The organism is Methylobacterium oryzihabitans (genome assembly GCF_004004555.2).
In the GTDB taxonomy this organism is placed as follows: domain Bacteria; phylum Pseudomonadota; class Alphaproteobacteria; order Rhizobiales; family Beijerinckiaceae; genus Methylobacterium; species Methylobacterium oryzihabitans.
On sequence record NZ_SACP01000011.1, the window covers coordinates 61970 to 85409 of the forward strand.

Annotated in this window: 17 protein-coding genes; 10 read left to right on the forward strand and 7 right to left on the reverse strand. The window is 73.2% G+C overall.

From position 1 onward, the window contains the following. Window positions 1-53: 53 nt before the first annotated feature. On the reverse strand, window positions 54-902 hold the full coding sequence (locus EOE48_RS12775) for an FIG domain-containing protein (RefSeq protein ID WP_127729553.1): 849 nt from the start codon (window positions 900-902) through the stop codon (window positions 54-56). Window positions 903-1034: 132 nt separating this feature from the next. Between EOE48_RS12775 and EOE48_RS12780 the strand changes: the two genes are divergently transcribed. Next, complete coding sequence (locus EOE48_RS12780) at window positions 1035-1982, forward strand: LysR family transcriptional regulator (RefSeq protein ID WP_127729555.1); 948 nt, start codon at window positions 1035-1037, stop codon at window positions 1980-1982. Window positions 1983-1998: 16 nt separating this feature from the next. On the opposite strand, the gene EOE48_RS12785 is transcribed toward EOE48_RS12780, so the two are convergent. The 6 genes from EOE48_RS12785 to EOE48_RS12810 form a co-directional block, all read right to left on the reverse strand. Then, window positions 1999-3900, reverse strand: a complete 1902-nt coding sequence (locus tag EOE48_RS12785; protein WP_127729557.1) for a hypothetical protein — start codon at window positions 3898-3900, stop codon at window positions 1999-2001. Window positions 3901-3952: 52 nt separating this feature from the next. Further along, window positions 3953-4972, reverse strand: coding sequence for a glycosyltransferase (locus tag EOE48_RS12790; RefSeq protein ID WP_127729559.1), 1020 nt, complete (start codon window positions 4970-4972; stop codon window positions 3953-3955). A gap of 350 nt (window positions 4973-5322) precedes the next feature. Beyond that, window positions 5323-6849 carry an L-piperidine-6-carboxylate dehydrogenase gene (amaB, locus tag EOE48_RS12795; RefSeq protein ID WP_127729561.1) on the reverse strand — a complete coding sequence of 509 codons (1527 nt, stop codon included), beginning with the start codon at window positions 6847-6849 and terminating at the stop codon, window positions 5323-5325. Window positions 6850-6918: 69 nt separating this feature from the next. Next, entirely contained in the window at window positions 6919-8226 is a 1308-nt protein-coding gene (locus EOE48_RS12800; protein ID WP_127729563.1) for an SLC13 family permease, read from the reverse strand. 180 nt (window positions 8227-8406) lie between these two features. Then, window positions 8407-9441: an aspartate-semialdehyde dehydrogenase gene (locus tag EOE48_RS12805; protein ID WP_127729565.1), complete on the reverse strand. Its 1035-nt coding sequence runs from the start codon at window positions 9439-9441 to the stop codon at window positions 8407-8409. Window positions 9442-9779: 338 nt separating this feature from the next. Continuing rightward, entirely contained in the window at window positions 9780-10514 is a 735-nt protein-coding gene (locus EOE48_RS12810; RefSeq protein ID WP_127729567.1) for a flagellar biosynthesis protein FlhF, read from the reverse strand. Window positions 10515-10668: 154 nt separating this feature from the next. Between EOE48_RS12810 and EOE48_RS12815 the strand changes: the two genes are divergently transcribed. From EOE48_RS12815 to EOE48_RS12855, 9 genes are all read left to right on the forward strand, one after another. Continuing rightward, complete coding sequence (locus EOE48_RS12815) at window positions 10669-11283, forward strand: ANTAR domain-containing response regulator (RefSeq protein WP_127729569.1); 615 nt, start codon at window positions 10669-10671, stop codon at window positions 11281-11283. After that, entirely contained in the window at window positions 11280-12281 is a 1002-nt protein-coding gene (locus EOE48_RS12820) for a CmpA/NrtA family ABC transporter substrate-binding protein (RefSeq protein ID WP_127729571.1), read from the forward strand. Before EOE48_RS12815 ends, EOE48_RS12820 begins: the two co-directional genes overlap by 4 nt. A 320-nt stretch (window positions 12282-12601) precedes the next feature. Next, a complete protein-coding gene (locus tag EOE48_RS12825; RefSeq protein ID WP_127729573.1) occupies window positions 12602-13891 on the forward strand; it encodes a CmpA/NrtA family ABC transporter substrate-binding protein in 1290 nt (429 codons plus the stop codon). Further along, complete coding sequence (gene ntrB / locus EOE48_RS12830) at window positions 13891-14754, forward strand: nitrate ABC transporter permease (RefSeq protein ID WP_127729575.1); 864 nt, start codon at window positions 13891-13893, stop codon at window positions 14752-14754. Before EOE48_RS12825 ends, ntrB begins: the two co-directional genes overlap by 1 nt. A gap of 10 nt (window positions 14755-14764) precedes the next feature. After that, window positions 14765-15559, forward strand: coding sequence for an ABC transporter ATP-binding protein (locus tag EOE48_RS12835; RefSeq protein ID WP_127729577.1), 795 nt, complete (start codon window positions 14765-14767; stop codon window positions 15557-15559). Between the two features lie 7 nt (window positions 15560-15566). Further along, window positions 15567-16784 (forward strand): NAD(P)/FAD-dependent oxidoreductase, encoded by a 1218-nt coding sequence (locus EOE48_RS12840; RefSeq protein WP_127729579.1) that lies wholly within the window; start codon window positions 15567-15569, stop codon window positions 16782-16784. A gap of 11 nt (window positions 16785-16795) precedes the next feature. Beyond that, the gene (locus EOE48_RS12845; RefSeq protein ID WP_127729581.1) at window positions 16796-18583 is read left to right on the forward strand and encodes a NirA family protein; all 1788 of its coding nucleotides are present in this window, start codon (window positions 16796-16798) and stop codon (window positions 18581-18583) included. Window positions 18584-18842: 259 nt separating this feature from the next. After that, window positions 18843-20450, forward strand: a complete 1608-nt coding sequence (locus EOE48_RS12850) for a sulfite reductase subunit alpha (RefSeq protein WP_127729583.1) — start codon at window positions 18843-18845, stop codon at window positions 20448-20450. Between the two features lie 293 nt (window positions 20451-20743). Further along, window positions 20744-23425, forward strand: coding sequence for a nitrate reductase (locus tag EOE48_RS12855; protein WP_127729585.1), 2682 nt, complete (start codon window positions 20744-20746; stop codon window positions 23423-23425). The last annotated feature ends 15 nt before the right edge of the window (window positions 23426-23440 follow it).

Here is a 23440-nt window from a genome sequence, read left to right on the forward strand (position 1 = left end):
GCGCCCGCCAACAAAATACCACCAAAGGCCGGGTCGGCGGCGCGCACGCGCTTTCAGGCGCGCAGGAGCCCGCGCGCGGCGAAGAGCCGGACGCGGCCGCCGGCCGCCTCGACCACGCCGGCCACCGCCGCGGCGGCATGGACGAGGGACACGGTGCCGGCGGCGGCCCGGCGCGGCTCGGCCGGGCGCAGGTGCAGGCCGCCGCGGGCGAGCACCCGCCCGGCCCCGGCGGCGAGGGAGGCGCACCAGTCCATCGTCACGTCGTGGCCCCGCGGCCCGTCCGAGCCGGCCCGGCACGCCTCGACGAAGGCCCGCACCGGCGCCGCCCAGTGACGCGCGGCGGCGGGATCGAGCGTGCAGTGCCGGCCCTCCGGCGGGATCGCGGCGCGGCCGGCGAGGCGGAACTCCCCGGCCTCCGGATCGAGCACGAAGCGCCAGGCCGGGCCGCCATGGGTCAGGATCAGCACCGTGCGGGCGCCGTAGGTGACGAGGCCGGCGGCGCACTGCTCGCGCCCGGGCGCCAGCACCGCCTGCGCCGGATCGCGGCCGAGGACCGGGCGCAGGGAGAACAGGGTGCCGGCCGGGAGCCCGGCGGCGCCGTCGTCGGGGGCGTCGAGCGGCGTCAGGGCGACGGCGACCGGCGTGCCGGCGAGACCCGGCGCGACCCCGGCGCCCGGCAGGGCGCCCGGCAGGGAGAGGGCGGCGAGCGGGGCGGCGGCGAGGGCGTCGGCGAAGGTCCGCCGCGCCAGCGCGTCGAGGTCGGACGGCTCCGGGTCGCGGGCGAGGCACCGGACGAGGGCGGCCGCCCCCGCGGCCAGGGCGGCGAGGACCGGGGCGGAACCCGACGCGCAGGCGGCGCGGTCCTGGGCGAGGTGCGTGGTGAGGCGGATCCCGGTCGTCACTGGCGTTCCCCGTCCGGCAGGGCATCTCCGACCCTTGGGCGATTATGCGCGCCCGCGCCGCGGGATAGAACCAGCCCAGAAGTCCGGTATCGGGCGCGGCGGGGAGTCCGGCGGCGGCCGGCGGGAGCGGCGATGCGCAACCTTTCGCTCAAGCAGTTGCAGGCGGTGGCGGCGATCGCCCGGCTCGGCACCATGACCCGGGCGGCCCAGGAACTGAACGTGACCCCGGCGGCGCTGACGGCCCGGATCAAGAGCATCGAGGAGGAGGCCGGGCTGCCGCTGTTCGACCGCACCAGCACCGGGCTGAAGCCGACCGATGCCGGCCGCGAGATGCTGTGGGCGATCGACAGCATCAACACCGTGCTGGAGACCTGCGCCGAGCGGCTGAAGACCCTGCGCGGCGGCAGCGGCGGCCGGGTGGCGATCGGGGTCGTCTCGACGGCGAAGTACTTCGCGCCGCGGATCATCGCCGGCTTCGTCCACGGCCATCCGGGGGTCGAGATCGAGCTCGTGGTCGGCAACCGCGGCGCGACGGTCGAGTCGCTGCGCGACTACAAGGTCGACATCGCGATCATGGGCCGGCCGCCGCGCGACTTCCCGATCGCCGCGGACGTGTTCGGGCCGCACCCCCTGGTGGTGATCGCGCCGCCGGGCCACCGGCTGGCCGGGCGCATCGGGATCACCCGGGCGGAACTGGCCGAGGAGGCGTTCCTGGTGCGCGAATACGGCTCGGGCACCCGCTCGGTGTTCGAGGAGTTCATGGCCGGCGTGCTGATCCGGCGGGCGCGGCTCGGCATCGACAGCGGCTCGAACGAGACCATCAAGCAGACGGTGATCGCCGGGCTCGGCATCGCGCTGATCTCCGGCCACACCGTGGCGTCGGAGGTCGAGGCGCGCCGCCTCGTCCTCCTCGACGTCGAGGGCCTGCCGATCCGCCGCGACTGGTTCGTGGTGCGCCGGGCCGACAAGGTGCTGAGCCCGGCCGCGCAGGCGTTCTGGAGCTACACGGTGCAGGAGGGCGCCGGCTGGCTGCCGACCCTGCCGCTGCGCCCGGCCCGGGCCGGGCGGCCGGCGGCGTGAGCGGGAACGGGCCGGCTCATCGCGCCCCCTCCGTCGCCACGACGCGCCACGCTTCGCCCTCGCGCACCAGCCAGCGGAAGCCCCGGCGATCGCCCCCGAGGCCGAAGGCGGCGGCCGTCTCGGGGGCGGCATCCCGCACGATGGCGGCCGCGAACCGGCGGTCGGAGGCGACCGCCGCGGGCGCTCCCTCGCCGTCGTCGGGCGTGACGAAGACCAGCGTTCCGGGCCAGAAGCCGGTCCCGTCCGGCGCCCCGGGCTTGGCCGTCTGGTACCTCAGCAGGATCTCGACGAAGGCGGCCGGCTGCGGCAGGACGACCGCGACCGGCCCGCCGGCGGGCAGGACCGCCCGGGTGGTCCGCGCGAACGCCTCCGCCCAGCGGTAGTCGCGGGTGCCGAGGAAGTAGCGCCAGCCCAGGGGGACGCTCGCGCTCGCCGCCACCGCCGCCGCGAGCACCGCGATCCTCAGCCGGCCTGCCGGGATCGCGACCGCGGGCGCGAGCCGCTCGGCGCACAGCCGCGCCAGGGCGACGAGGGCGAGCACGCCGGCGTGGCCGCTGTAGCGATGGAACGAGGCCGCCCGCCGGACCTCGTCGTCCGAGAACGGCGCGGCGAGATAGGTCACGAACAGGAACCCGGTATAGCCCAGGGCGACCACGAGGGTGACGACGGCCAGCGAGCGCCCGTCCGGGACCGGGATGCGGGCGGTGCCCGGGCCCGCGGCGGCCTCGCGGGCCGGCGCCGTTCCGGGCCGCCGCGTCGCCGCGGCCAGGAGCGCGACGAGGCCGAGGGCGACGAAGTGGAGCGGCACGCGGCCCGCCTCGACCGCCATGGCCCTCACCAGCGGTGCCGCCAGACTCCAGCGCCACTCGGCGAAGGGCCTGTAGCGGAACTGGCCGCCGGGAATCTGCGCCGCCGCGTGGGTCTGCCAGAGCAGCCAGAGGGCGACCGCCGGCACGAGGGCGAGGCCGAGCAGGACGACGCGGCGCTGCGGGACCCGGGCCGACCACGCCGCCCCGGCGAGGCCGGCGGCCGCGAGGCCGAGCAGGACGAGGTTGACCTGCTTGAGCGAGACCAGAAGGATCGCGGCGAGGCCGGACTGGAGCAGGAGCCGGCGCGAGGCCGCCGGGTCCGGGCGATCCGGCCGCAGCAGGCCGCCGGCGCTCCACACCAGGGCGGCCAGGACCACGCCCGTCGCGGTGTCGGCGTAGCCGGTGAGGCTGTAGCTGCGATGGAAGGACGGGGACAGGGCGGTGACCGCGAGCAGGGCCGCCCCGGCGCGGCCCCAGTCCCGCCAGGCCGGGGCCGGGCCGCCGGGGGCCTCGCCCCGCCACGCCTCGATCAGCAGGGCGGCCGCCGCGACGAGGTAGAGGCCGCTGACCATCGCGCCGGCATTCTCGACGAAGCCCGCGCCGCGCCAGATCAGCCAGGACCAGATCGGCATCGCGTAGGGATAGCCCGGCCAGTGCGACGGGCTGCGCGGGAGCCCCGCCGCCGGAAAGGCGTCGTGGCGCAGCAGGTACACGGCGTTGGGGATCCAGTGGGAATAGTCGTCCCACTGCACCGGCCGGTTCGCCGCCGCGACCGCCAGCAGCGGCAGCGCGAGAACGGTCACCCGGGCGAGCGGGACCAACGGCCTCAGGCCCGGCCGCGCCCACGCCGCGGCGGCGCCCGCCACCGCCAGGACGAGCCCGGCCGTCGCCGCCAGGCCGGGGCCGGGCACGGCGAGGCCGGCCAGCACGATCGCGCCCGCGACCACCGCGTAACCGACCGGAAGCTCGACGCCCCGGGCACCGGCCGTGCCGGCGACCGCGCGGCCGAGGACGGCGAAGCCCCAGAACAGCAGGAGGCCGACCGCGAGTCCGGCCGCCTCCCGGCCGTCCGGCAGGGGCGGGACCGCGGCCGCGAGCCACGTCGACATGAGGATTGCCCGATCTCGGGAGAGGACGGCGCGCCGGGGGAGGGTGCGGGGTTCAGGCGCGTTCGGACGGCAGCGACGCGGCGGCCCCAAGCGGCCCGACCGCGAGATAGAACAGCCGCTTCATCTCCTGCCGGGACCGGGTGGTCATGTCGAGGATCAGGCCCGCGACGATGCTGAGGAGGCCGCCGATCCCGAGGCCGGTCACCAGGACGGCGGTCGGCAGGCGTGGGACGAGGCCGGTTTCGAGGAAGGTGACGACGAGGGGAAACGCGAGCGCGACCGCCAGCCCGATCAGGCCGAGGCCGAGCAGCCCGAAGAACCGCAGTGGGCGCTCGTCCTTCACGAGGCGCGCGATCAGCATCAGGATGCGGGCGCCGTCGCGATAGGTCCGGAGCTTGCTGGGCGAGCAGGCCGGCCGCTCGCGGTAGACGGTCGCGACCTCGGCGAGCGGCATCCTGAGTTCGAGGGCGTGGACGGCGAGTTCGGTCTCGGTCTCGAAGCCCTGCGACATCGCCGGGAACGACTTGACGAAGCGCCGCGACAGCACCTTGTAGCCCGACAGCACGTCGCACAACTGCCGGCCGAAGGTGATCTGGACCAGCCGCGTCAGCGCCCAGTTGCCGAAGCGGTGGCCGCGCCGGTAGGCGTCGGTCGCGGTCGAGACCCGGCTCGCATTCACGAAATCGAGCTGGCGCTCCAGCAGCGTCGCGATCAGCCGCGGTGCCGCCTCGGCATCGTAGGTCCCGTCGCCGTCCACGAGGACGTAGATGTCGGCCTCGATGTCGGCGAACATCCGCCGGACCACGTGCCCCTTGCCCTGCCGGGTCTCCTGGCGCACGACCGCGCCGGCGCTGGCCGCGACGGCCGCCGTGTCGTCGGTCGAGTTGTTGTCGTAGACGTAGACGGTGGCGCCGACGGGCAGCGCCCGGAAGGCCCGCACGACCTCGCCGATGGTCGCCGCCTCGTTGAAGCACGGCACCAGCACGGCCACGCGGAGCCGGGACGGGGCCGGACGTCTGCCCTCGGCCCAGTCGAGGACGTTGTCGGCGTCGTGGTGTCGAACGGCTGGCATGGATCACGGGCACCCGCAGCGTCATCCGGCCGAGCTCGCGTGCGAGGGTGAACGCCCGGCATGCGGATCGGCGGGATCATCCTGCCATTATCCCGACGGCTGGAAAAATTCCAGTCGCAGAACGGCAACATTCGCCGCGATCGTCTTCGAAGACCGGGCGACATCGCCGCGAAGGTCTCTCTTCCCTCTGGGTCAGGCGGGACGCCGGTGGCGCCCCGGCCGTCCTGCGCCCCACCGGCCCCGGGTCATACGATTTTCGATTGATCGCTTCGCGATGCGAAAATCGGCTTCGCTCAGGCGCCGCGCGGGCTGGTGACACGGTTTTCGGAACTAATCGTCCGAAAACCGTATCACACCTCGAAGCTCACCCCCTGCGCCAGCGGCAGGGTGCGGCCGTAATTGATCGTGTTGGTGGCGCGGCGCATGTAGCCCTTCCAGGCGTCCGAGCCGCTCTCGCGGCCGCCGCCGGTCTCCTTCTCGCCGCCGAACGCGCCGCCGATCTCGGCGCCCGAGGGGCCGATATTGACGTTGGCGATGCCGCAATCGGAGCCCGCGGCCGAGACGAACAGCTCGGCCTCGCGCAGGTCGCCGGTGAAGATCGACGACGACAGCCCGGCCGCCACCGCGTTCTGGGCCGCGATCGCCCCGTCGAGGTCGCGGTAGCGGGTGACGTAGAGGATCGGCGCGAAGGTCTCGCGGCGCATCGGGCCGGCCTGCTCGGGCATCTCGACCAGGGCCGGGCGGACATAGGCCGCCACCTCGCCGCGAATGTCGCGCAGGCGCTCGCCGCCATGGACCGTGGCGCCGATCGCCCGCGCCTCGTCGAGCGCCCGGGCCATGCCGTCGGCGGCGGCATTGTCGATCAGCGGGCCGATCAGGGTGGCGGGGTCGCGGGGATCGCCGATCCGCACCGAGCCGTAGGCGGCCTTCAGGCGCGGCAGCAGGGCGTCGTAGACGGACTCGTGGACGAACAGGCGGCGCAGGGTGGTGCAGCGCTGGCCCGCCGTGCCCATCGCCGAAAAGGCGATGGCGCGCAGCGCCAGATCGAGGTCGGCGGAGGGAGCGACGATGGCGGCGTTGTTGCCGCCGAGTTCGAGGATCGCCCGGGCGAAGCGCGCGGCGAGCTTGGGCGCGACGTGGCGCCCCATCGCGGTCGAGCCGGTGGCCGAGACCAGCGCCACCCGGGGATCGGCCACCAGATCCTCGCCGAGGTCGCGCCCGCCGATCAGCACGGCCGCCAGCCCGGCCGGCGCCGCGCCGAAGCGGGCGAGCGCCCGCTCCAAGAGGGCGTGGGTGGCGAGCGCGGTGAGCGGGGTCTTCTCGGACGGCTTCCACACCACCGGGTCGCCGCAGACGAGGGCGAGCGCGGCGTTCCAGGCCCAGACCGCCACGGGGAAGTTGAACGCCGAGATGACCCCGCAGACGCCGAGCGGGTGCCAGACCTCCATCATCCGGTGCTCGGGCCGCTCGGTCGCGATGGTGAGGCCGTGGAGCTGGCGCGACAGCCCGACCGCGAAGTCGCAGATGTCGATCATCTCCTGCACCTCGCCGAGGCCCTCGGACAGGATCTTGCCCGCCTCCAGGGTGACGAGGCGGCCGAGATCGGCCTTGTGGGCGCGCAGCTCCTCGCCGAACAGGCGCACCAGTTCGCCCCGGCGCGGCGCCGGCACGGCGCGCCAGACCGCGAACGCCTCGGCGGCCCGGCCGATCGCCGCCGCCGCCTCGTCGCGGCTGGTCGGGCGCAGGGTCGCGATCACCTCGCCCCCGATCGGCGAGCGGGCCGGCAGGCCGTCCTGCGCGTGCACGGAGGCCGGAACGCCGAGCCGCTCCAGCACGGCGAGGGCGTCGTCGCGGACGGACAGGACGGACGGGGCCATGGGGTGCTCCAGCAGGTGTCGGATTTTCGCGGGACACTGCGTCAGCGCCGCCGCTTCGGCAACCCGGCGTCACAGGCGGCCGAGGAGGCGGAACCACAGGACATCGAGCGGGACCAGGACCGCGAAGGTCACCGCCGCCACCGCGAGGCACAGCCGCGCGCCGTCGCGGGCCGGCACCCGGCCCATCCCCATCGCGACGACGATCGGGGCGGCCTGGTAGGGCAGGAGCGGGGTCGAGTAGCCGATCACCTGGACCATCAGCACGGTGACGAGGGGCAGGCCGGTGCCCTCGGCCAGCAGGCGGGCGAGCGGCGTGAACAGGGCCGAGACGCCGTTGGCCGTGACGGCGAAGTTGAGCAGCGTGGTCAGGCCGACCAGGGAGGCGAAGCCGAGGGCCGGGCGGGCGGGATCGAGGGGCAGCACCGCGAGCAGCGCCCGGCCGACGCGATCGCCGAGCCCGGTGCGGGTGACGACGGCGGCGAGCCCGAGGATGCCGGCGATGTAGAGGCAGGTGCGGATGTTGACGCCGCTGGCGAAGTCCTCGCCCGACAGGAAGCCGATCCGCGGCAGCAGGCACAGGCAGGCGGCGGCGAGCCCGATCCAGGCCGCCGGGATGCCGTGCAGGGAATCGGTCATCCACAGGGCGAGGGTGGCGAGCAGCAGGGCGGCGAGCCGGCGCTCCTCCGGGGTCATCGCGGCCGGGGCGGGCGCCGCCGCCCGCGGCGCCAGCGGCCCGGGCCGGAACAGGAGCGCGATGCAGGCGACCAGCACCGCCCCCTTGAGCAGGCCGAGCACCGGGGCGTGCAGGGCGAGGTAGGGCAGGTAGGCGAAGTGCAGCCCGAAGGCGCTCTCGGCCGCGCCGGCCATGACGAGGTTCGGCACGTTGGCCGGCAGGATGCTGGCCGAGAGCTGGAAGGTGCCGAAGCCGACCGCGAGGGCGAGCCCGGTCCGGCCGGGCCCGGCCGCCGGCAGACCGGCCCGGTCGGCGAGCGCCATCACCACCGGCATCAGCACGGCGATGCGGCCCATGTTGGAGGGCATGACGAAGGCGAGCGCGTAGGTGAGGCCGATCACCCCCGCCACCAGGGCGGGCCACGAGCCGACGAGGCGCGGTGCGAGGAGCCCGGCGACCCGGTCGGCGAGGCCGACCTTGCGGATCGCGCCGCCGAGGACGAAGCCGCTCAGCACGAGCCAGAACGCCGAGGAGGCGAAGCCGGAGAACACCACGTCGGGGGCCGCGAGCCGTAGGATCGTCGCGGCGGAAAAGAACAGCAGCGCGACGAGGAATTCGGGCAGCAGGGCGAAGGCCCACAGCCCGATCGTCGCCGCCGCCACGAGCGCCGGAAGCGCGAGGCCGCCCGTCGTCATCCCGTCCATCGCCGGTCCTCCCCCTCGTCCTTGCCTTTGTCTCCCGCGAAGGGTGGCAGGCTGGAACGGTTCGAGGAAAGACGTGGTTGGGCGAGGGCGGCTTCGCGGGACGCGAAGGATGGGGGAGGGACGGCCCGGACCCTCCCCCGCGGAGGGGGGAGGGTTCGCGCCCTCCGGAAAAGCCCCCCGCTACGCCGCCTTCTGCTTGGGCTGGATCAGCCGGCGGTTCACCAGCACCTCGGCGATCTGCACGGTGTTGAGGGCCGCGCCCTTGCGCAGGTTGTCCGACACGCACCAGAACGACAGGCCGTTCTCGACCGTGATGTCCTCGCGGATGCGCGAGACGTAGGTCGCGTCCTCGCCCGCCGCCTCGTGCGGGGTGATGTAGCCGCCGGGCTCGCGCTTGTCGTCGACCAGGATGCCGGGGGCCGAGCGCAGGATCTGGGTCGCCTCCTCGGCCGAGAGCGGGCGCTCGAACTCGACGTTGACCGCCTCGGAATGGCCGATGAACACCGGCACCCGCACGCAGGTCGCGGTCAGCTTGATCTTGGGATCGAGCATCTTCTTGGTCTCCGCGACCATCTTCCACTCCTCCTTGGTGGAGCCGTCCTCCATGAAGACGTCGATGTGCGGGATGACGTTGAAGGCGATGCGCTTGGAGAACTTCTGCACCTTGACCTCGCCGGCGGTGAACACCGCGCGGGTCTGGTTGAACAGCTCGTCCATGGCGTCCTTGCCGGCGCCGGAGACCGACTGGTAGGTCGCCACCACCACGCGCCTGATCGTCGCCGCGTCGTGCAGGGGCTTGAGCGCCACGACGAGCTGGGCGGTCGAGCAGTTCGGGTTGGCGATGATGTTCTTCTTCGAGAACCCGACGATCGCGTCGGCATTCACCTCGGGCACGATCAGCGGCACGTCGGAATCGTAGCGGAACGCCGACGAGTTATCGATCACGACACAGCCCTGGGCGCCGATGCGCGGCGACCATTCCTTCGAGGTCTCGCCGCCGGCCGACATCAGGCACAGGTCGGTGTCGGAGAAGTCGTACTGGTCGAGGGCCTGGACCTTCAGGGTCCGGTCGCCGAAGGAGACCTCCTGGCCGAGGCTGCGGCGGGAGGCCAGCGCCACCACCTGATCGGCCGGGAAGGCGCGCTCGACGAGGATGTCGAGCATCTCGCGCCCGACATTGCCGGTGGCCCCGACGACGGCAACCTTGTAACCCATCACGTTCGCTCCTGTTCGGATTCGGACTCCCCGGGGGATCGCACAGGCCGCGAGGGGCCCGGCCTCCGTCCGCCGCGGACGGGGAGGGATCCGAGGACGACGCGAGGCTTCAGCCGGCGATGATCGCCGTCAGGGCTTTCGGTTTCGTCGTGGTCGACTCGGCACGCATGGCGCGGTGACTCGGATCCCGGATGCCGCTCCCGGACAGATGGGAGGCACGGCCGGCCGCAGCAACAGCGCGGGACGGCGCCGGTGTCAAGCGCCGGCGCGGCGGCTGGCCGGCGCGGGCGCGACAATTTCGCCGGATCGTCAGGCCCGCCGGATCGTCGGGACCGCGCTCAGCGGCGGCGGTCGATCAGCCCGAGCACCGCGCTGCCGGCGGTGGACAGGCCGTCCCCGGCGGCGGTCACCGCCTCGGCGACGGTCCTTCGGACCGGCTCGAAGCCCGGCAGGCGCAGGGTGACGAGGCCGGCGGCGTCCTCGCCCGTGGTGGACCCGGTCTCGGCAGGCCCGATCTTGGCCGGCTCGCTCCTGGCCGGCTCGCTCCTGGCCGGCTCGCTCCTGGCCGGCTCGCTCTTGGCCGGCTCGATCCTGGCCGCGGCCTCCCGGCGCGGCGCGGGCTTCAGGCCGTCGGGCCGCGCCGGCGGCCGCAGGTCGGCCAGCGCCGGGGCGGCCTGGACCCGCCGCGGCGCCGGCCGGCGGGGCAGGGGATGCTCCTCGTCCGCCGGCAGCACCGGCACCGCGGCCGGCTCCGGCGGCCGGAAGGCGGAGGCGAGGAGGGGAAATTGCTGCTCGAACTCGATCGGGTAGGGGGCCCGGACCCGGACCCCGCCCTCCTCGGGCACGGCCCGGAACAGGTCGGCGGAGGGCGGCAGCGGCGTCACGGCGGCGACGTGGTCCGCGGGCCGGCGCGGCGGCGCGTCCCGCCAGTACATCGAGCCGGCGGCGAGGCAGACCGCGATGCAGGCGGTCGGCAGCAGCGGCAGGGTCCCGGCCGGGACGGAGGTCCGCAGCCCGCCTGCCCGCGTTCCCGCTCCGCCTTCCGGCTTGCGCCCCCGCCCGATCTCGCCCATCCGACATCTCCCGCTTGCCGATGGGGGCGATCATCCGCTCCAATGCGGCCGAAGCGGGGCCCTTTGTTTGCTGGCCGGTGTCCATTCGCGCCAATCCCAGGGGCGCCGGCCCGACACTTGCCTCCCTCCGCTGCCCCTCGATCCCCGCGCCGAGATGACATCCAGCGACCGCCCCCCGGTGCCGCCCGACCAGAGCCTGACCATCGCCGTCGTCGACCCGAGCCGGGCCCGCGCCGCCGTCCTCGAGGAGGGCCTGCGGGCGGTGGAGGGCGCCCGGGTGGTGGTGATCCCCGACACCGCCGACCTGCCCGAGCGGCTGACCGCGCTCGCTCCCGACGTGGTGGTGATCCACCTCGAGAGTCCCAGCCGCGACCTGCTGGAGCAGATGTTCGGCGTCTCGCGCCTCGTCGAGCGGCCGGTGGCGATGTTCGTCGACCGCAGCGACGCCGCGATGATGCAGGCGGCGGTGGATGCCGGCATCTCGGCCTACATCGTCGACGGCCTGCGCGCCGAGCGGATCAAGCCGATCATCGACATCGCGATCCTGCGCTTCAACGCCTTCGCGCGGCTCCAGCGCGAGCTCTCCGAGGCCCGCGGCGAACTCGCCGACCGCAAGCTGATCGAGCGGGCCAAGGGCATCCTGATGACCGCCAAGGGCCTGACCGAGGACGAGGCCTACAAGCAGCTCCGCCGCAAGGCGATGAACGAGAAGCGCAAGATCGTCGACATCGCCCGGGCGATCGTCACCGCGGCGGACCTGCTCGGATGAGGCTCCAGCTCGGCTACGTCCCGCTCAGCGACGCCGCGGTGCTGATCGCGGCGGTCGAGTGCGGCTTCGCGGCGGAGGAGGGGGTCGCGGCCGACCTCGTGCCGGAGCCGTCCTGGTCCACCCTGCGCGACAAGCTGGCGCTCGGGCTGCTCGACGGCGCCCACATGCTCGCGCCCCTGGCGCTCGCCTGCCATCTCGGCCTCAGCGGGCCGCAGGCCCGGCTCGTCGCCCCGGCGGCGCTCGCCCGCAACGGCAACGCCGTCACGGTCTCGCTGCCGCTGTGGCAGGCGATGGCGCCGGCCTCCGACGCCCTGCCGGAGGTCGCCCGCGCGCTGGCGACGGTGGCGCGCGCCCGCGCCCGCGAGGGGCGCCCGCTCACCCTCGCGACGGTGCATCCGTTCTCCAGCCACACCTACCAGGTGCGGCGCCTGCTGGCGCTCGGCGGCGGCGGGCTCGACCTCGTGCGCCTCGTGGTGGTGCCGCCGCCGCGCACCGCCGACAGCCTGGAGCGGGGCGAGATCGACGGCTTCTGCGTCGGGGCGCCGTGGAACAGCGTCGCGGTCGCCGCCGGTGCCGGCCGGATCGCGGCGCTCGGCTGCGAGATCGCCCCCGACTGCCCGGAGAAGGTGCTGGCGCTGCCCGTCGAAATGGCAGCCTCGGCGCCGCCGCTGCTGCGCGCCCTGCGGCGGGCGGCACGCTGGTGCGCGGAACCCGAGCACTGGCCCGACCTCGCCGCCCGGCTCGCGGGCGCCGGCCATCTCGGGATCGATCAGGACCTCGTCCTGCGCGGCCTGTCCGGCCGCCTGCGCCTCGGCCCGGACGGACCGGAGCGCGCGACGCCCGACTACCTGAGGCTCGGCGAGGAGGCCCTGGCGCCCGCGCCCGACGCCGTCGACTGGATGCTCGCCGAGATGGCCGCCGCCGGCCAGATCGCCGCGGCCGAACCCCTGCGCGCCGAGGCGGCGACGCTGTACCGGCCGGACCTGCGCGCGGGCTGACCCTGCGCAAAGCAGCATCCGATCGCCTACGATTTGTGCAGTGCACCCAACCCGCCCGGGGGTGCCGAGCGCGGCCGTTCCGGCGCCGGGATGCCAAAGCCATCATCGACTTAGTCCGATTCCAGGCTGTTGGCACGCCTCCTGCTAGGTGAGGGCTGCCCGTCAGCGCCGACGGGCGCATGAGCCGTCAGCAAGGCCGCTGACCCGAGTTGTCCCCCTGGGCCCCGTGACGGGCCGGTGGTCGATCTTGGGCGGCGGCTTTTTTCGTTCCGGCGGGCCGGCCAAGCTTGCCGACCGGGCGCCTATGGAGACGAGACCCGATGCGCAGCAGCGACCACAGCACCCGACGCGGCCTCCTCAAGGGGGCGGCCGCCGCCCTCGCGGTGACGGCCGCCGCCAGGGCGGCCCTGCCGGGGGGCGCCTTCGCGCAGGGTGCCGGGCCGGAGGTGAAGGGCGCCAAGCTCGGCTTCATCGCGCTCACCGACGCCGCGCCGCTCTTCGTCGCCAAGGAGAAGGGCCTCTTCGCCAAGTACGGCATGCCCGACGTCGAGGTGCTGAAGCAGGCGTCCTGGGGCACCACCCGCGACAACCTCGTGCTCGGCTCGGAGGGCAACGGCATCGACGGCGCCCACATCCTGACGCCGATGCCCTACCTCATCTCGGCCGGCCGGGTGACGCAGAACAGCGTCCCGGTCCCGATGTACATCCTCGCCCGGCTCAACCTCGCCGGCCAGTGCATCTCGGTGGGCAAGGAGTATCTCGGCGACAAGGTCGCCCTCGACACCCGACCGTTCAAGGCCGCCCTGGAGAAGAAGAAGGCCGCCGGCAAGTCGGTGAAGGCCGCCATGACCTTCCCGGGCGGCACCCACGACCTGTGGATCCGCTACTGGCTCGCCGCCGGCGGGATCGACCCCGACAAGGACATCGAGACCATCGTGGTGCCGCCGCCCCAGATGGTGGCGAACATGAAGGTCGGCACGATGGACTGCTTCTGCGTCTGCGAGCCGTGGAACGAGCAGCTCATCACCCAGGGCATCGGCTACACCGCGCTGACCACTGGCGAGCTGTGGAAGGACCATCCCGAGAAGGCGCTGGGCATGCGCGCCGCCTGGGTCGACAAGAACCCGAACGCCGCCAAGGCGCTGCTGATGGCGGTGATGGAAGCCCAGCAATGGTGCGACAAGCCGGAGAACCGTGACGAGCTCGCCGGCATCGTCGCCAAGCGGCAATGGATCAACGTCCCGGTCGGCGACGTCGTCAAGCGGATGAAGGGCGAGTTCGACTACGGCGACGGCCGCAAGGTCGCCAACAGCCCGCACATCATGAAGTACTGGGCCGACGACGCCTCGTACCCCTACAAGTCGCACGACCTGTGGTTCCTCACCGAGGACATCCGCTGGGGCAAGTTCGACCCGCAGACCGACACCAAGGCGCTGATCGAGAAGGTCAACCGCGAGGACCTGTGGCGCGACGCGGCCAAGACCCTCGGCGTGACCGCGATCCCGGCCTCGACCTCGCGCGGCAAGGAGACCTTCTTCGACGGCAAGGTCTTCGATCCGGAGAACCCGGCCGCCTATCTCGGCAGCCTCGGCATCAAGAAGGTGGCGTGATGGCCGTCGGAACCACCCTCGGCGGCCTCGCCGCGACCCGGAAAGGGGAGGGCGCCCGGCGCCCCCTCGTCACCGCCGCCTCGCTCAAGGGCTTCGCCGCCCGGGTGGTGCCGCCCCTCGTGGTGCTGGCGCTGTTCCTGCTGCTGTGGGAGGTGCTGTGCCAGCGCCCCGGCGCCGGCCTGCCGCCGCCCTCGCGGGTGCTGGCGGAAGCCCACGACATCATCGTCGACCCGTTCTACGACAACGGCGGCACCGACAAGGGGCTGTTCTGGCACATCTCGGCGAGCCTCCAGCGCGTCGCCCTCGGCTTCACGCTCGCGGCCATCGCCGGCATCCTGCTCGGCACCCTCGTCGGCCAATCCGAATGGGCGATGCGCGGCCTCGACCCAATCTTCCAGGTGCTGCGCACGATCCCGCCGCTCGCCTGGCTGCCGCTGTCGCTGGCGGCGTTCCGGGACGGCCAGCCCTCGGCGATCTTCGTGATCTTCATCACCTCGATCTGGCCGATCATCATCAACACCGCGGTCGGCATCCGCAACATCCCGCAGGATTACCGCAACGTCGCGGCGGTGCTGCGCCTCAACGCCTTCGAGTTCTTCGGCAAGGTGATGCTGCCCTCCGCCGCCCCGTACATCTTCACGGGGCTTCGCATCGGCGTCGGCCTGTCGTGGCTCGCCATCGTGGCGGCCGAGATGCTGATCGGCGGCGTCGGCATCGGCTTCTTCATCTGGGACGCCTGGAACTCCTCGCACATCAGCGAGATCATCGTGGCCCTCGTGTATGTCGGCGTGATCGGCTTCGTCCTCGATCGTCTCGTCGCCTTCGTCGGCCACCTCGTCACCCGCGGCACCGCGACGGCCTGAGGAGCGCCCGATGAGCCATCTCACCCTGACCAGCGTCGGCATCAGCTTCACCCGGGCCGGGCGCACCACCGAGGTGCTGCGCGACGTCGACCTGAAGATCGAGAAGGGCGAGTTCGTCTCCCTGATCGGGCATTCGGGCTGCGGCAAGTCGACGGTGCTCAACATCGTGGCCGGCCTGCTCAAGGCCTCGACCGGCGGCGTCCTGCTCGACGGCCGCGAGGTCAACAGCCCCGGCCCCGAGCGGGCGGTGGTGTTCCAGAACCACTCGCTGCTGCCCTGGCTGACGGTCCGCGAGAACGTCGCGCTCGCCGTCGATAAGGTGCTCAAGGCCAAGAAGAGCAAGGCCGAGCGGCGCGAGTGGATCGAGCACAACCTCGCGCTGGTCAACATGACCCACGCCGCCGAGAAGCGCCCGCACGAGATCTCCGGCGGCATGAAGCAGCGCGTCGGCATCGCCCGGGCGCTCGCCATGGAGCCGAAGGTGCTGCTGATGGACGAGCCGTTCGGGGCGCTCGACGCCCTGACCCGGGCGCATCTCCAGGACCAGCTCATGGAGATCCACCTGCGGCTGAAGAACACCGTCATCATGATCACCCACGACGTCGACGAGGCGGTGCTGCTCTCCGACCGGATCGTGATGATGACCAACGGCCCCTCGGCGACGATCGGCGAGGTGCTCGCCGTCCCGCTCACCCGGCCGCGCCGGCGCCTCGAACTGGTCGAGGACCCGACCTACACCCACGCCCGGGCCGAGGTGCTGGAATTCCTCTACGCCCGCCACGCCAAGCCCGCGCTGGCGGCCTGAGGACGGCATGACCGAGCGTCTCGTCGTCATCGGCAACGGCATGGCCTCGCTCCGCTTCCTGGAGCGGCTGACCGAGGCTGCGCCCGGCCGCCACGACGTCACCTGCGTCGGCGCCGAGCCGGTCGCCGCCTACAACCGGGTGCTGCTGTCCTCGCTGCTCGGTGGCGAGGTCGACGAGGCCGCCTGCACCTTCCGCGGCCTCGACTGGTACGCCGAGCACGGCATCACCCTCGTCACCGGCGCGCCGGCGACCGCGATCGACACCGCCGAGCGAATCGTCCGGGTCGGCGAGGGGCTGGTGCTGCCCTACGACAGGCTCGTCCTGGCGGTCGGCTCGGTGCCGATCCGGCTGCCGAAGCCCGGCATGGACCTGCCCGGCGTCATCACCTTCCGCGACCTCGCCGACGTGGCGGCGATCCGCCGGGCGGCGGTGACGGGGGCGCGGGCGATCGTCATCGGCGGGGGCCTGCTCGGGCTCGAAGCCGCGGTCGGGCTCGCCCGGCTCGGCGTCGACACGACACTGCTGCACGTCATGGACCGCCTGATGGAGCGCCAGCTCGACCACGACGCCGCCGCGCTGGTGAAGGCCGCGATGGAGGCCCGCGGCGTGCGGGTGCTGCTGAAGGCCGACACCGCGGCGGTCGAGGGCGACGGCCGGGTCGAGGCGCTCCGCCTCGCCGACGGGACGGTGCTGCCGGCCGACCTCGTGGTGATGTCGGTCGGGGTGCGGCCCGCGACGGCGCTCGCCGCCGCCGCCGGGCTCGCGGTCGGCCGCGGCATCGCCGTCGACGACGCGATGCAGACCTCGGTGCCGGGCATCTACGCGCTCGGCGAGTGCGCCGAGCATCGCGGCCAGACCTACGGCCTCGTCGAGCCGGCCTACGAGCAGGCCGAGGTGCTGGCCCGCCACCTCGCCGGCACCCCGGCCGCCTATGCCGGCACCGCGCTCTCGACCAGCCTGAAGGTGTCGGGCCTGCCGGTCTTCTCCGCCGGCCTCGTCGACGTGCCGGAGGGCGCGGAGGCGGCGATCTGGAGCGATCCGGAGGCCGGCCTCTACCGCAAGCTCGTCATCCAGGACGGGCGGCTCGCCGGCGCGGTCTTCGTCGGCGACGTCGCCGAGCAGGGCTGGTGCAAGACCCTGATCCGCACCGGCGCGCCGGTGAGCCGCCAGGACCGCGACGACCTCATGTTCGGGCGCCCCGCCCCCCAACCCCTCGCAGCGTGAAGGAGCGAGCAATGGCCCACGACTTCGACGCCGAGCAGAAGCGCTACCTCGAAGGCTTCTCCCACGGCATCGCCGCGGTCCGCATGACCGGCGGCCTCGCGGCCGGCGGCGGCACCGCCGCGGCCCCGTCCGAGCCGACCGGGCCGGACGCGATCCACATCAAGGCCCAGGACCGCACGGTCGCGGCGGGCGGCAAGCTCGCCGAGCAGGAGAAGTGGAAGCGGGCCGAGAACCCGTTCGAGGGCCACAACCGCCTCATCACCGAGGCGGCGACCGGCAAGGCGCCGAAACCCGAGGACAATTTCCGCTGGCGCTATCACGGCCTGTTCTGGGTCGCCCCGGCCCAGAATTCCTACATGTGCCGGCTGCGCATCCCCAACGGCATCCTGCACCACTGGCAGTTCGCCGGCATCGCCGACCTCGCCGACGCCCATGGCGGCGGCTACAGCCACGTCACCACCCGGGCCAACCTCCAGGTGCGCGAGATCGCCCCCGAGCACGGCCAGCCGTTCCTCGACGGGCTGATCGACCTCGGGCTCACCGCCCGCGGCTCGGGCGCCGACAACATCCGCAACGTCACCGGCTCGCCCACCGCCGGCATCGACGCCCAGGAACTGCTCGACACCCGCCCGCTGGCGAAGTCCTGGCACAACTGGATCATCAACGACCGCTCGCTCTACGGCCTGCCGCGCAAGTTCAACGTCGCGTTCGACGGCGGCGGCGTGATGCCGGTGCTCGAGGAGACCAACGACGTCGGCTTCCAGGCGATCGAGGTGCTGGAGGGGGCGGGCGTCGAGCCGGGCGTGTGGATGCGCCTCGTGCTCGGCGGCATCTCCGGCCACCGCGACCTCGCCCGCGACACCGGCGTGGTCCTGCGCCCCGCCGACTGCAACGCGGTCGCCGACGCGATCATCCGGGTGTTCATCGAGAACGGCGACCGCACCAACCGCAACAAGTCGCGGATGAAGTACGTCCTCGACGCCTGGGGCTTCGACAAGTACCTCGCCGCCGTCGAGGAGAAGCTCGGGCGCAAGCTCGACCGGGTCGATCCCGCGCACGTCGCGCCGCGCAAGGCCACCGACCGCTTCGCCCATGTCGGGGTCCACCGGCAGGTCCAGCCCGGCCTGAACTGGATCGGCGTGGTGCTGCCGGTCGGCAAGATGACCACCGACCAGATGCGGGCGCTGGCCGAGATCTCGCGGGAATGCGGCGACGGCCAGATCCGCCTCACCGTGTGGCAGAACTTCCTCTTGTCCGGCGTGCCCGACGCGACGGTGGCCGAGGTCGAGGCGCGGGTCGCGGCGCTCGGGCTGACCACGCAGGCGTCGAGCATCCGCGCAGGCCTCGTCGCCTGCACCGGCAACCGCGGCTGCAAGTTCGCCGCCTCGGACACCAAGGGCCACGCCCTCAAAATCGCCGACCACGTCGAGGCGACGGTGACGGAGCTCGACGTGCCGGTGAACGTCCACCTCACCGGCTGCCACCATTCCTGCGCCCAGCACTACATCGGCGACATCGGGCTGATCGGCGCCAAGGTGGTGGTGAGCGAGGAGGGCGACACCGTCGAGGGCTACGACATCGTGGTCGGCGGCGGCTTCGCCGACAATCCGAAGATCGGCACCGAGATCTGGAAGGCGGTGAAGGCCGAGGACTGCCCCGGCCGGGTCGAGACCCTGCTGCGCGACTACCTCGACCACCGCACCGGCCAGGACGAGAGCTTCCAGGCCTACACCGCGCGGCGCGGCCCCGAGGCGCTCAGGGCGCTCGCCGAGACCCGGATGCTGGAGGCGGCGGAGTAGCGCGTACTTCCTCCTCTCCCCGCGGGCGGGGAGAGGGCTGTGCTCCCGTTCAGGGAGCGCAGCGAGCCCGCAGGGCGAGGGTGAGGGGGTGTCTCCGAAAGAGCCACATCCGTCGAGACCCCCTCACCCTCGCTCCGGCTTCGCCTCCGCTTGCCGCGCCTCCTGAACGGAGACGCGGCCCTCTCCCCGCCCGCGGGGAGAGGAGAAACCCGGCGCCTCACCGCCTGACGCTGACTGTCACTCACCTCCGGCAAGCTCCATGACCCAGCACGTCACGCCCCCCCTCGTCCTGATCCCCGAATCCGCTCCGTTCAACGCCGACCAGCGCGCCTGGCTGTCGGGCTACTTCGCGGCCCTGCTCGGGCCCGCGATCGAGGGCGCGACCCCGATCACCGGCGAGGCGGCGGGTCCGGCGCTCGCCGACAACGGCGACGCGCCCTGGCACGACCCGTCGATCGCGCTGCCCGAGCGGATGGACATGGCCAAGGACCGCTCCGAGCCGCAGAAGCTGATGGCCGCCATGGCCCAGCAGGATTGCGGCCAATGCGGCTACAACTGCGCCGACTACGCCAACGCGATCTTCCTCAAGAAGGAGGAGCGCCTGAACCTGTGCCAGCCCGGGGGCAAGGAGACCCTCCGGATGCTGAAGAAGCTCGACGAGGAATTCGGCGCCGGCGCCCCCGCCAGGCCGGCGGCCGAGGCCGGCGACGCCGCGGCGGCTCCGGCCGCGCCGACCGGCCCCTACGGCCAGTGCCGGGAGAACCCGGCCGAGGCGGTGTTCCTGTCGCGCCGGCGCCTCAACGCGCCCGGCGGCGAGAAGGAGACGTGGCACATCGAGATCGACCTCGCGGGCACCGGCATCGACTACGTGGTCGGCGACTCCCTCGGGCTGTTTCCGGCCAACGCCCCGGCGCTCGCCGACACGGTGATCGCCGAACTCGGCGCCCGGCCCGAGCGGGTGATCGCCACGAAGCTCGGCGAGAAGACCCTGCGCGAGCACCTGCTCACCAACTACGCCCTCGGCGCCGCCCCGGACGGACTTTTTCAGCTCCTCTCGCTCCTCACCTCGGGGGCGCAGCGCAGGAAGGCGCAGGCGCTCGCCAACGGCGAGGACCCGGACGGCGACATCGCCTATCTCGACGTGCTCGCCGCCCTGCACAAGTTCCCGGGCGCCCGGCCCGACGCCGAGGTCTTCCTCGAAGCCCTCGACGAGTTGCAGCCGCGGCTCTACTCGATCTCGTCCTCGCCCAAGGCCGATCCGGGGCGGGTCTCGCTCACCGTCGACGCGGTGCGCTACAGCCACCGCTCGCGCCTGCGCCTCGGGGTCGCCTCGACCCATCTCGGCGAGCGCCTGTCCGAGACCGCGAAGGTCAAGGTCTACCTCCAGAAGGCGCACGGCTTCGGCCTGCCGGCGGATCCGAACACCCCGGTCATCATGGTCGGCCCCGGCACCGGCATCGCGCCGTTCCGCGCCTTCCTGCGCGACCGCGCCGCCGACAGGGCGCCGGGCAAGAACTGGCTGTTCTTCGGCCACCAGCGGCAGGCGTCGGACTTCTTCTATCGCGACGAGCTGACCGCCCTGAAGGACCAGGGCGTGCTCACCCGCCTGTCGCTGGCGTGGTCGCGCGACGGCACCGAAAAAACCTACGTCCAGGACCGGATGCGCGAGAACGGCCGCGAGCTGTGGCGCTGGCTGGAGGAGGGGGCGCACTTCTACGTCTGCGGCGACGCCAAGCGCATGGCCAAGGACGTCGAGCGCGCGATCATCGACGTCGCGGCCCAGGAGGGCGGCAAGAACCCCGACGAGGCGGTGGCCTATTTCGCGGCGCTCAAGAAGGCCAACCGGTATCAGGCCGACGTGTATTGAGGGCGGCGTCCTGCCTCCCCCTTTCCCGGACGACTGAAGCGACAGCGGAAGGAGATCCGGGAACCAGCACAAGACGTCGCGAAGCGTCTGCATGAGCGACGGCGCCGACACGCAGAGCCGCTTCGCGGCACGTCTTATGCTGGATCCCGGGTCGCATTCCGCTTTCGCTGCATGCGCCCGGGACAGGGCGTGGTGGTCCTGAGGCCGATGCCCCGCCGCAACAAGCCTCTCCCTCGCGGGAGGGGCAGACCGCCAGCCCCCAACCCGTCCGGAGCGGGAAAGGCCAGAATCCCATGAACCTGCACGTGCCGGATCTTGCCCCCGAGGCGCCGCCCGTCCGCACCACCTGCCCGTATTGCGGCGTCGGCTGCGGCGTCCTCGCGCGCCCGGACGGGGAGGGGGGCGCCCGGGTCGAGGGCGATCCCGACCATCCGGCCAATTTCGGCCGGCTGTGCTCCAAGGGCTCGGCGCTCGGCGAGACGCTGTCCCTCGGCGACCGGGTGCTGCACCCGTCGATCGACGGCGCCCGCGCGACCTGGGATGCCGCCCTCGACGCCGTCGCCACGGGCTTTCGCCGCGCCGCCGCGGCGCACGGGCCGGAATCGGTGGCGTTCTACCTGTCGGGCCAGCTCCTCACCGAGGATTACTACGTCGCCAACAAGCTCGCGAAGGGCTTCCTCGGCACGCCGCACGTCGACACCAACTCGCGCCTGTGCATGTCGTCCTCGGTGGCGGCGCACCGCCGCGCCTTCGGCTCGGACACCGTACCGGGCTGCTACGAGGATCTCGACGGGGCCGACCTGCTGGTGCTGGTCGGCTCCAACACCGCGTGGTGCCACCCGATCCTGTTTCGCCGCATGCTCGACGCGCGGGCGAAGCGCGGCACCAGGATCGTCACCATCGATCCGCGCCGCACCCAGACCGGCGAGGAATCCGACCTCTTCCTCGGGCTGAAGCCCGGAACCGATTCGACGCTGTTCTCCGGGCTCCTCGTCCACCTCGCCGATCACGGCGCGCTCGACACGCGCTACGTCGCCGACCACACCGCCGGCTACGACCTCGCCCTGGAGCGCGCCCGCAGGATCGCCCCGAGCCTCGCCGCCACGGCGGACGCGACCGGACTCGCCGAGGACGACGTCGCGCGGTTCTTCGAGCTGTTCCGCACCACCGAGCGGGCGGTGACGTGCTACTCGCAAGGGGTCAACCAGTCGGCCCAGGGCACCGACAAGGCCAACGCGATCATCAACTGCCATCTCGCCACCGGGCGGATCGGCCGGCCCGGCATGGGGCCGTTCTCGCTCACCGGCCAGCCCAACGCCATGGGCGGGCGCGAGGTCGGCGGGCTCGCCAACATGCTCGCGGCCCACATGCACTTCCTGCCCGAGGAGGTCGACCTCGTGCGCCGGTTCTGGGGCGCGCCCAACATCATCACCGGCGAGGGCATGAAGGCGGTGTCGCTGTTCGAGGCGATCGAGCGCGGCAAGATCCGGGCCCTGTGGATCATGGGCACCAACCCCGCCGTCTCGATGCCCCGGGCCGACCGGGTGCGGGCGGCGCTGTCCAGACTCGACACCCTGGTGATCTCCGAGGCGATCGCCGGCACCGACACCCTGCGCGCCCGCAACGCCATCGTGCTGCCGGCGCTCGCCTGGGGCGAGAAGGACGGCACGGTGACCAATTCCGAGCGCCGGATCTCGCGCCAGCGCCGCTTCCTCGCGCCCCCGGGCGAGGCGAGGGCCGACTGGTGGGCGCTGGCCCAGGTCGGCCAGCGGCTCGGCTTCGCCAAGTCCTTCGCCTGGCCCAACGCCGCCGCGGTGTTCCGCGAGCACGCCGCCCTGTCGGGCTTCGAGAATGCCGGCACCCGCGACTTCGACCTGTCGGGCGTCGCCGAGATCACCGACGCCGCCTACGACAGCACGGCCCCGATCCAGTGGCCGCTGCCGCGCAAGGCGAAGAGCGGGCAGGCGCGGCTCTTCGCCGAGGGCGGTTTCTTCACCCGCGACCGGCGCGCCCGCTTCGTCGCCGTGCAGGCGCCGAAGCTCGCCGACGCCACCAGCGCGGCGTTCCCCTTACGGCTCAACACCGGCCGGGTGCGCGACCACTGGCACACCCTGACCCGCACCGGAAAGAGCCCGCGCCTCTCGGCCCACCGGGCGGTGCCGTTCTGCGAGATCCACCCCGACGACGCCGCCGCCCACGGGCTCGCCGAGGGCGACCTCGCCCGGGTGCGCACCCCCTACGGCGCCGCGGTGCTGGAGGTCGTGGTCACGCCCGGCGCGCAGAAGGGCCTTCTGTTCGCGCCGATGCACTGGAGCGAGGCCAACACGTCGAGCGGGCGGGTCGGGGCGCTGGCCCAGGGCGCGGTCGATCCGGTCTCCGGCCAGCCCGAGCTGAAGGCGACGCCGGCCGCGATCGCTCCGGAGCCCTACCGCTCGCGCGGCTACCTCATCACCCGCGACCCGGTCGAGGCGCCCCAGGGCTGGTGGTGGGCGCGCGCGACCCTGGAGGGCGGCACCGGGCTCATCTTCGCCACCCAGGAAGGCGCCGCCGAGGCCGGGGCCCTGATGCAGGCGCTGTTTCCGGGAGCGAGCCTGAGCCAGTACGCCGACCCGGCCTGCGGGGTCTATCGCTGCGCCGCCTTCGAGGACGGCCGGCTCGTCGGCGCGATGGCGCTGGCGCCGGCCGCCGAGCGCCCGTCCTGGGACGCCGCCAAGGCGTTCTTCCGCACCCAGGAGCTGCTGGAGCCGACGGCGCGCCGGGCGCTGATCTCCGGCCGGGCCGAGAGCGCCGGGACCGGGCCGCTGGTCTGCGCCTGCCACACGGTCGGGCTCGGAACGATCGAGGCGACGATCAAGGCCGGGGCGCACAGCGTCGAGGCGGTCGGCGCCGCCTGCAAGGCCGGCACGAATTGCGGCTCGTGCATCCCTGAGATCCGCAAGCTCCTGGCGGCGGCGCTTGCGCCGAGCCCGGCATGAGCGCACCTTCCGGTT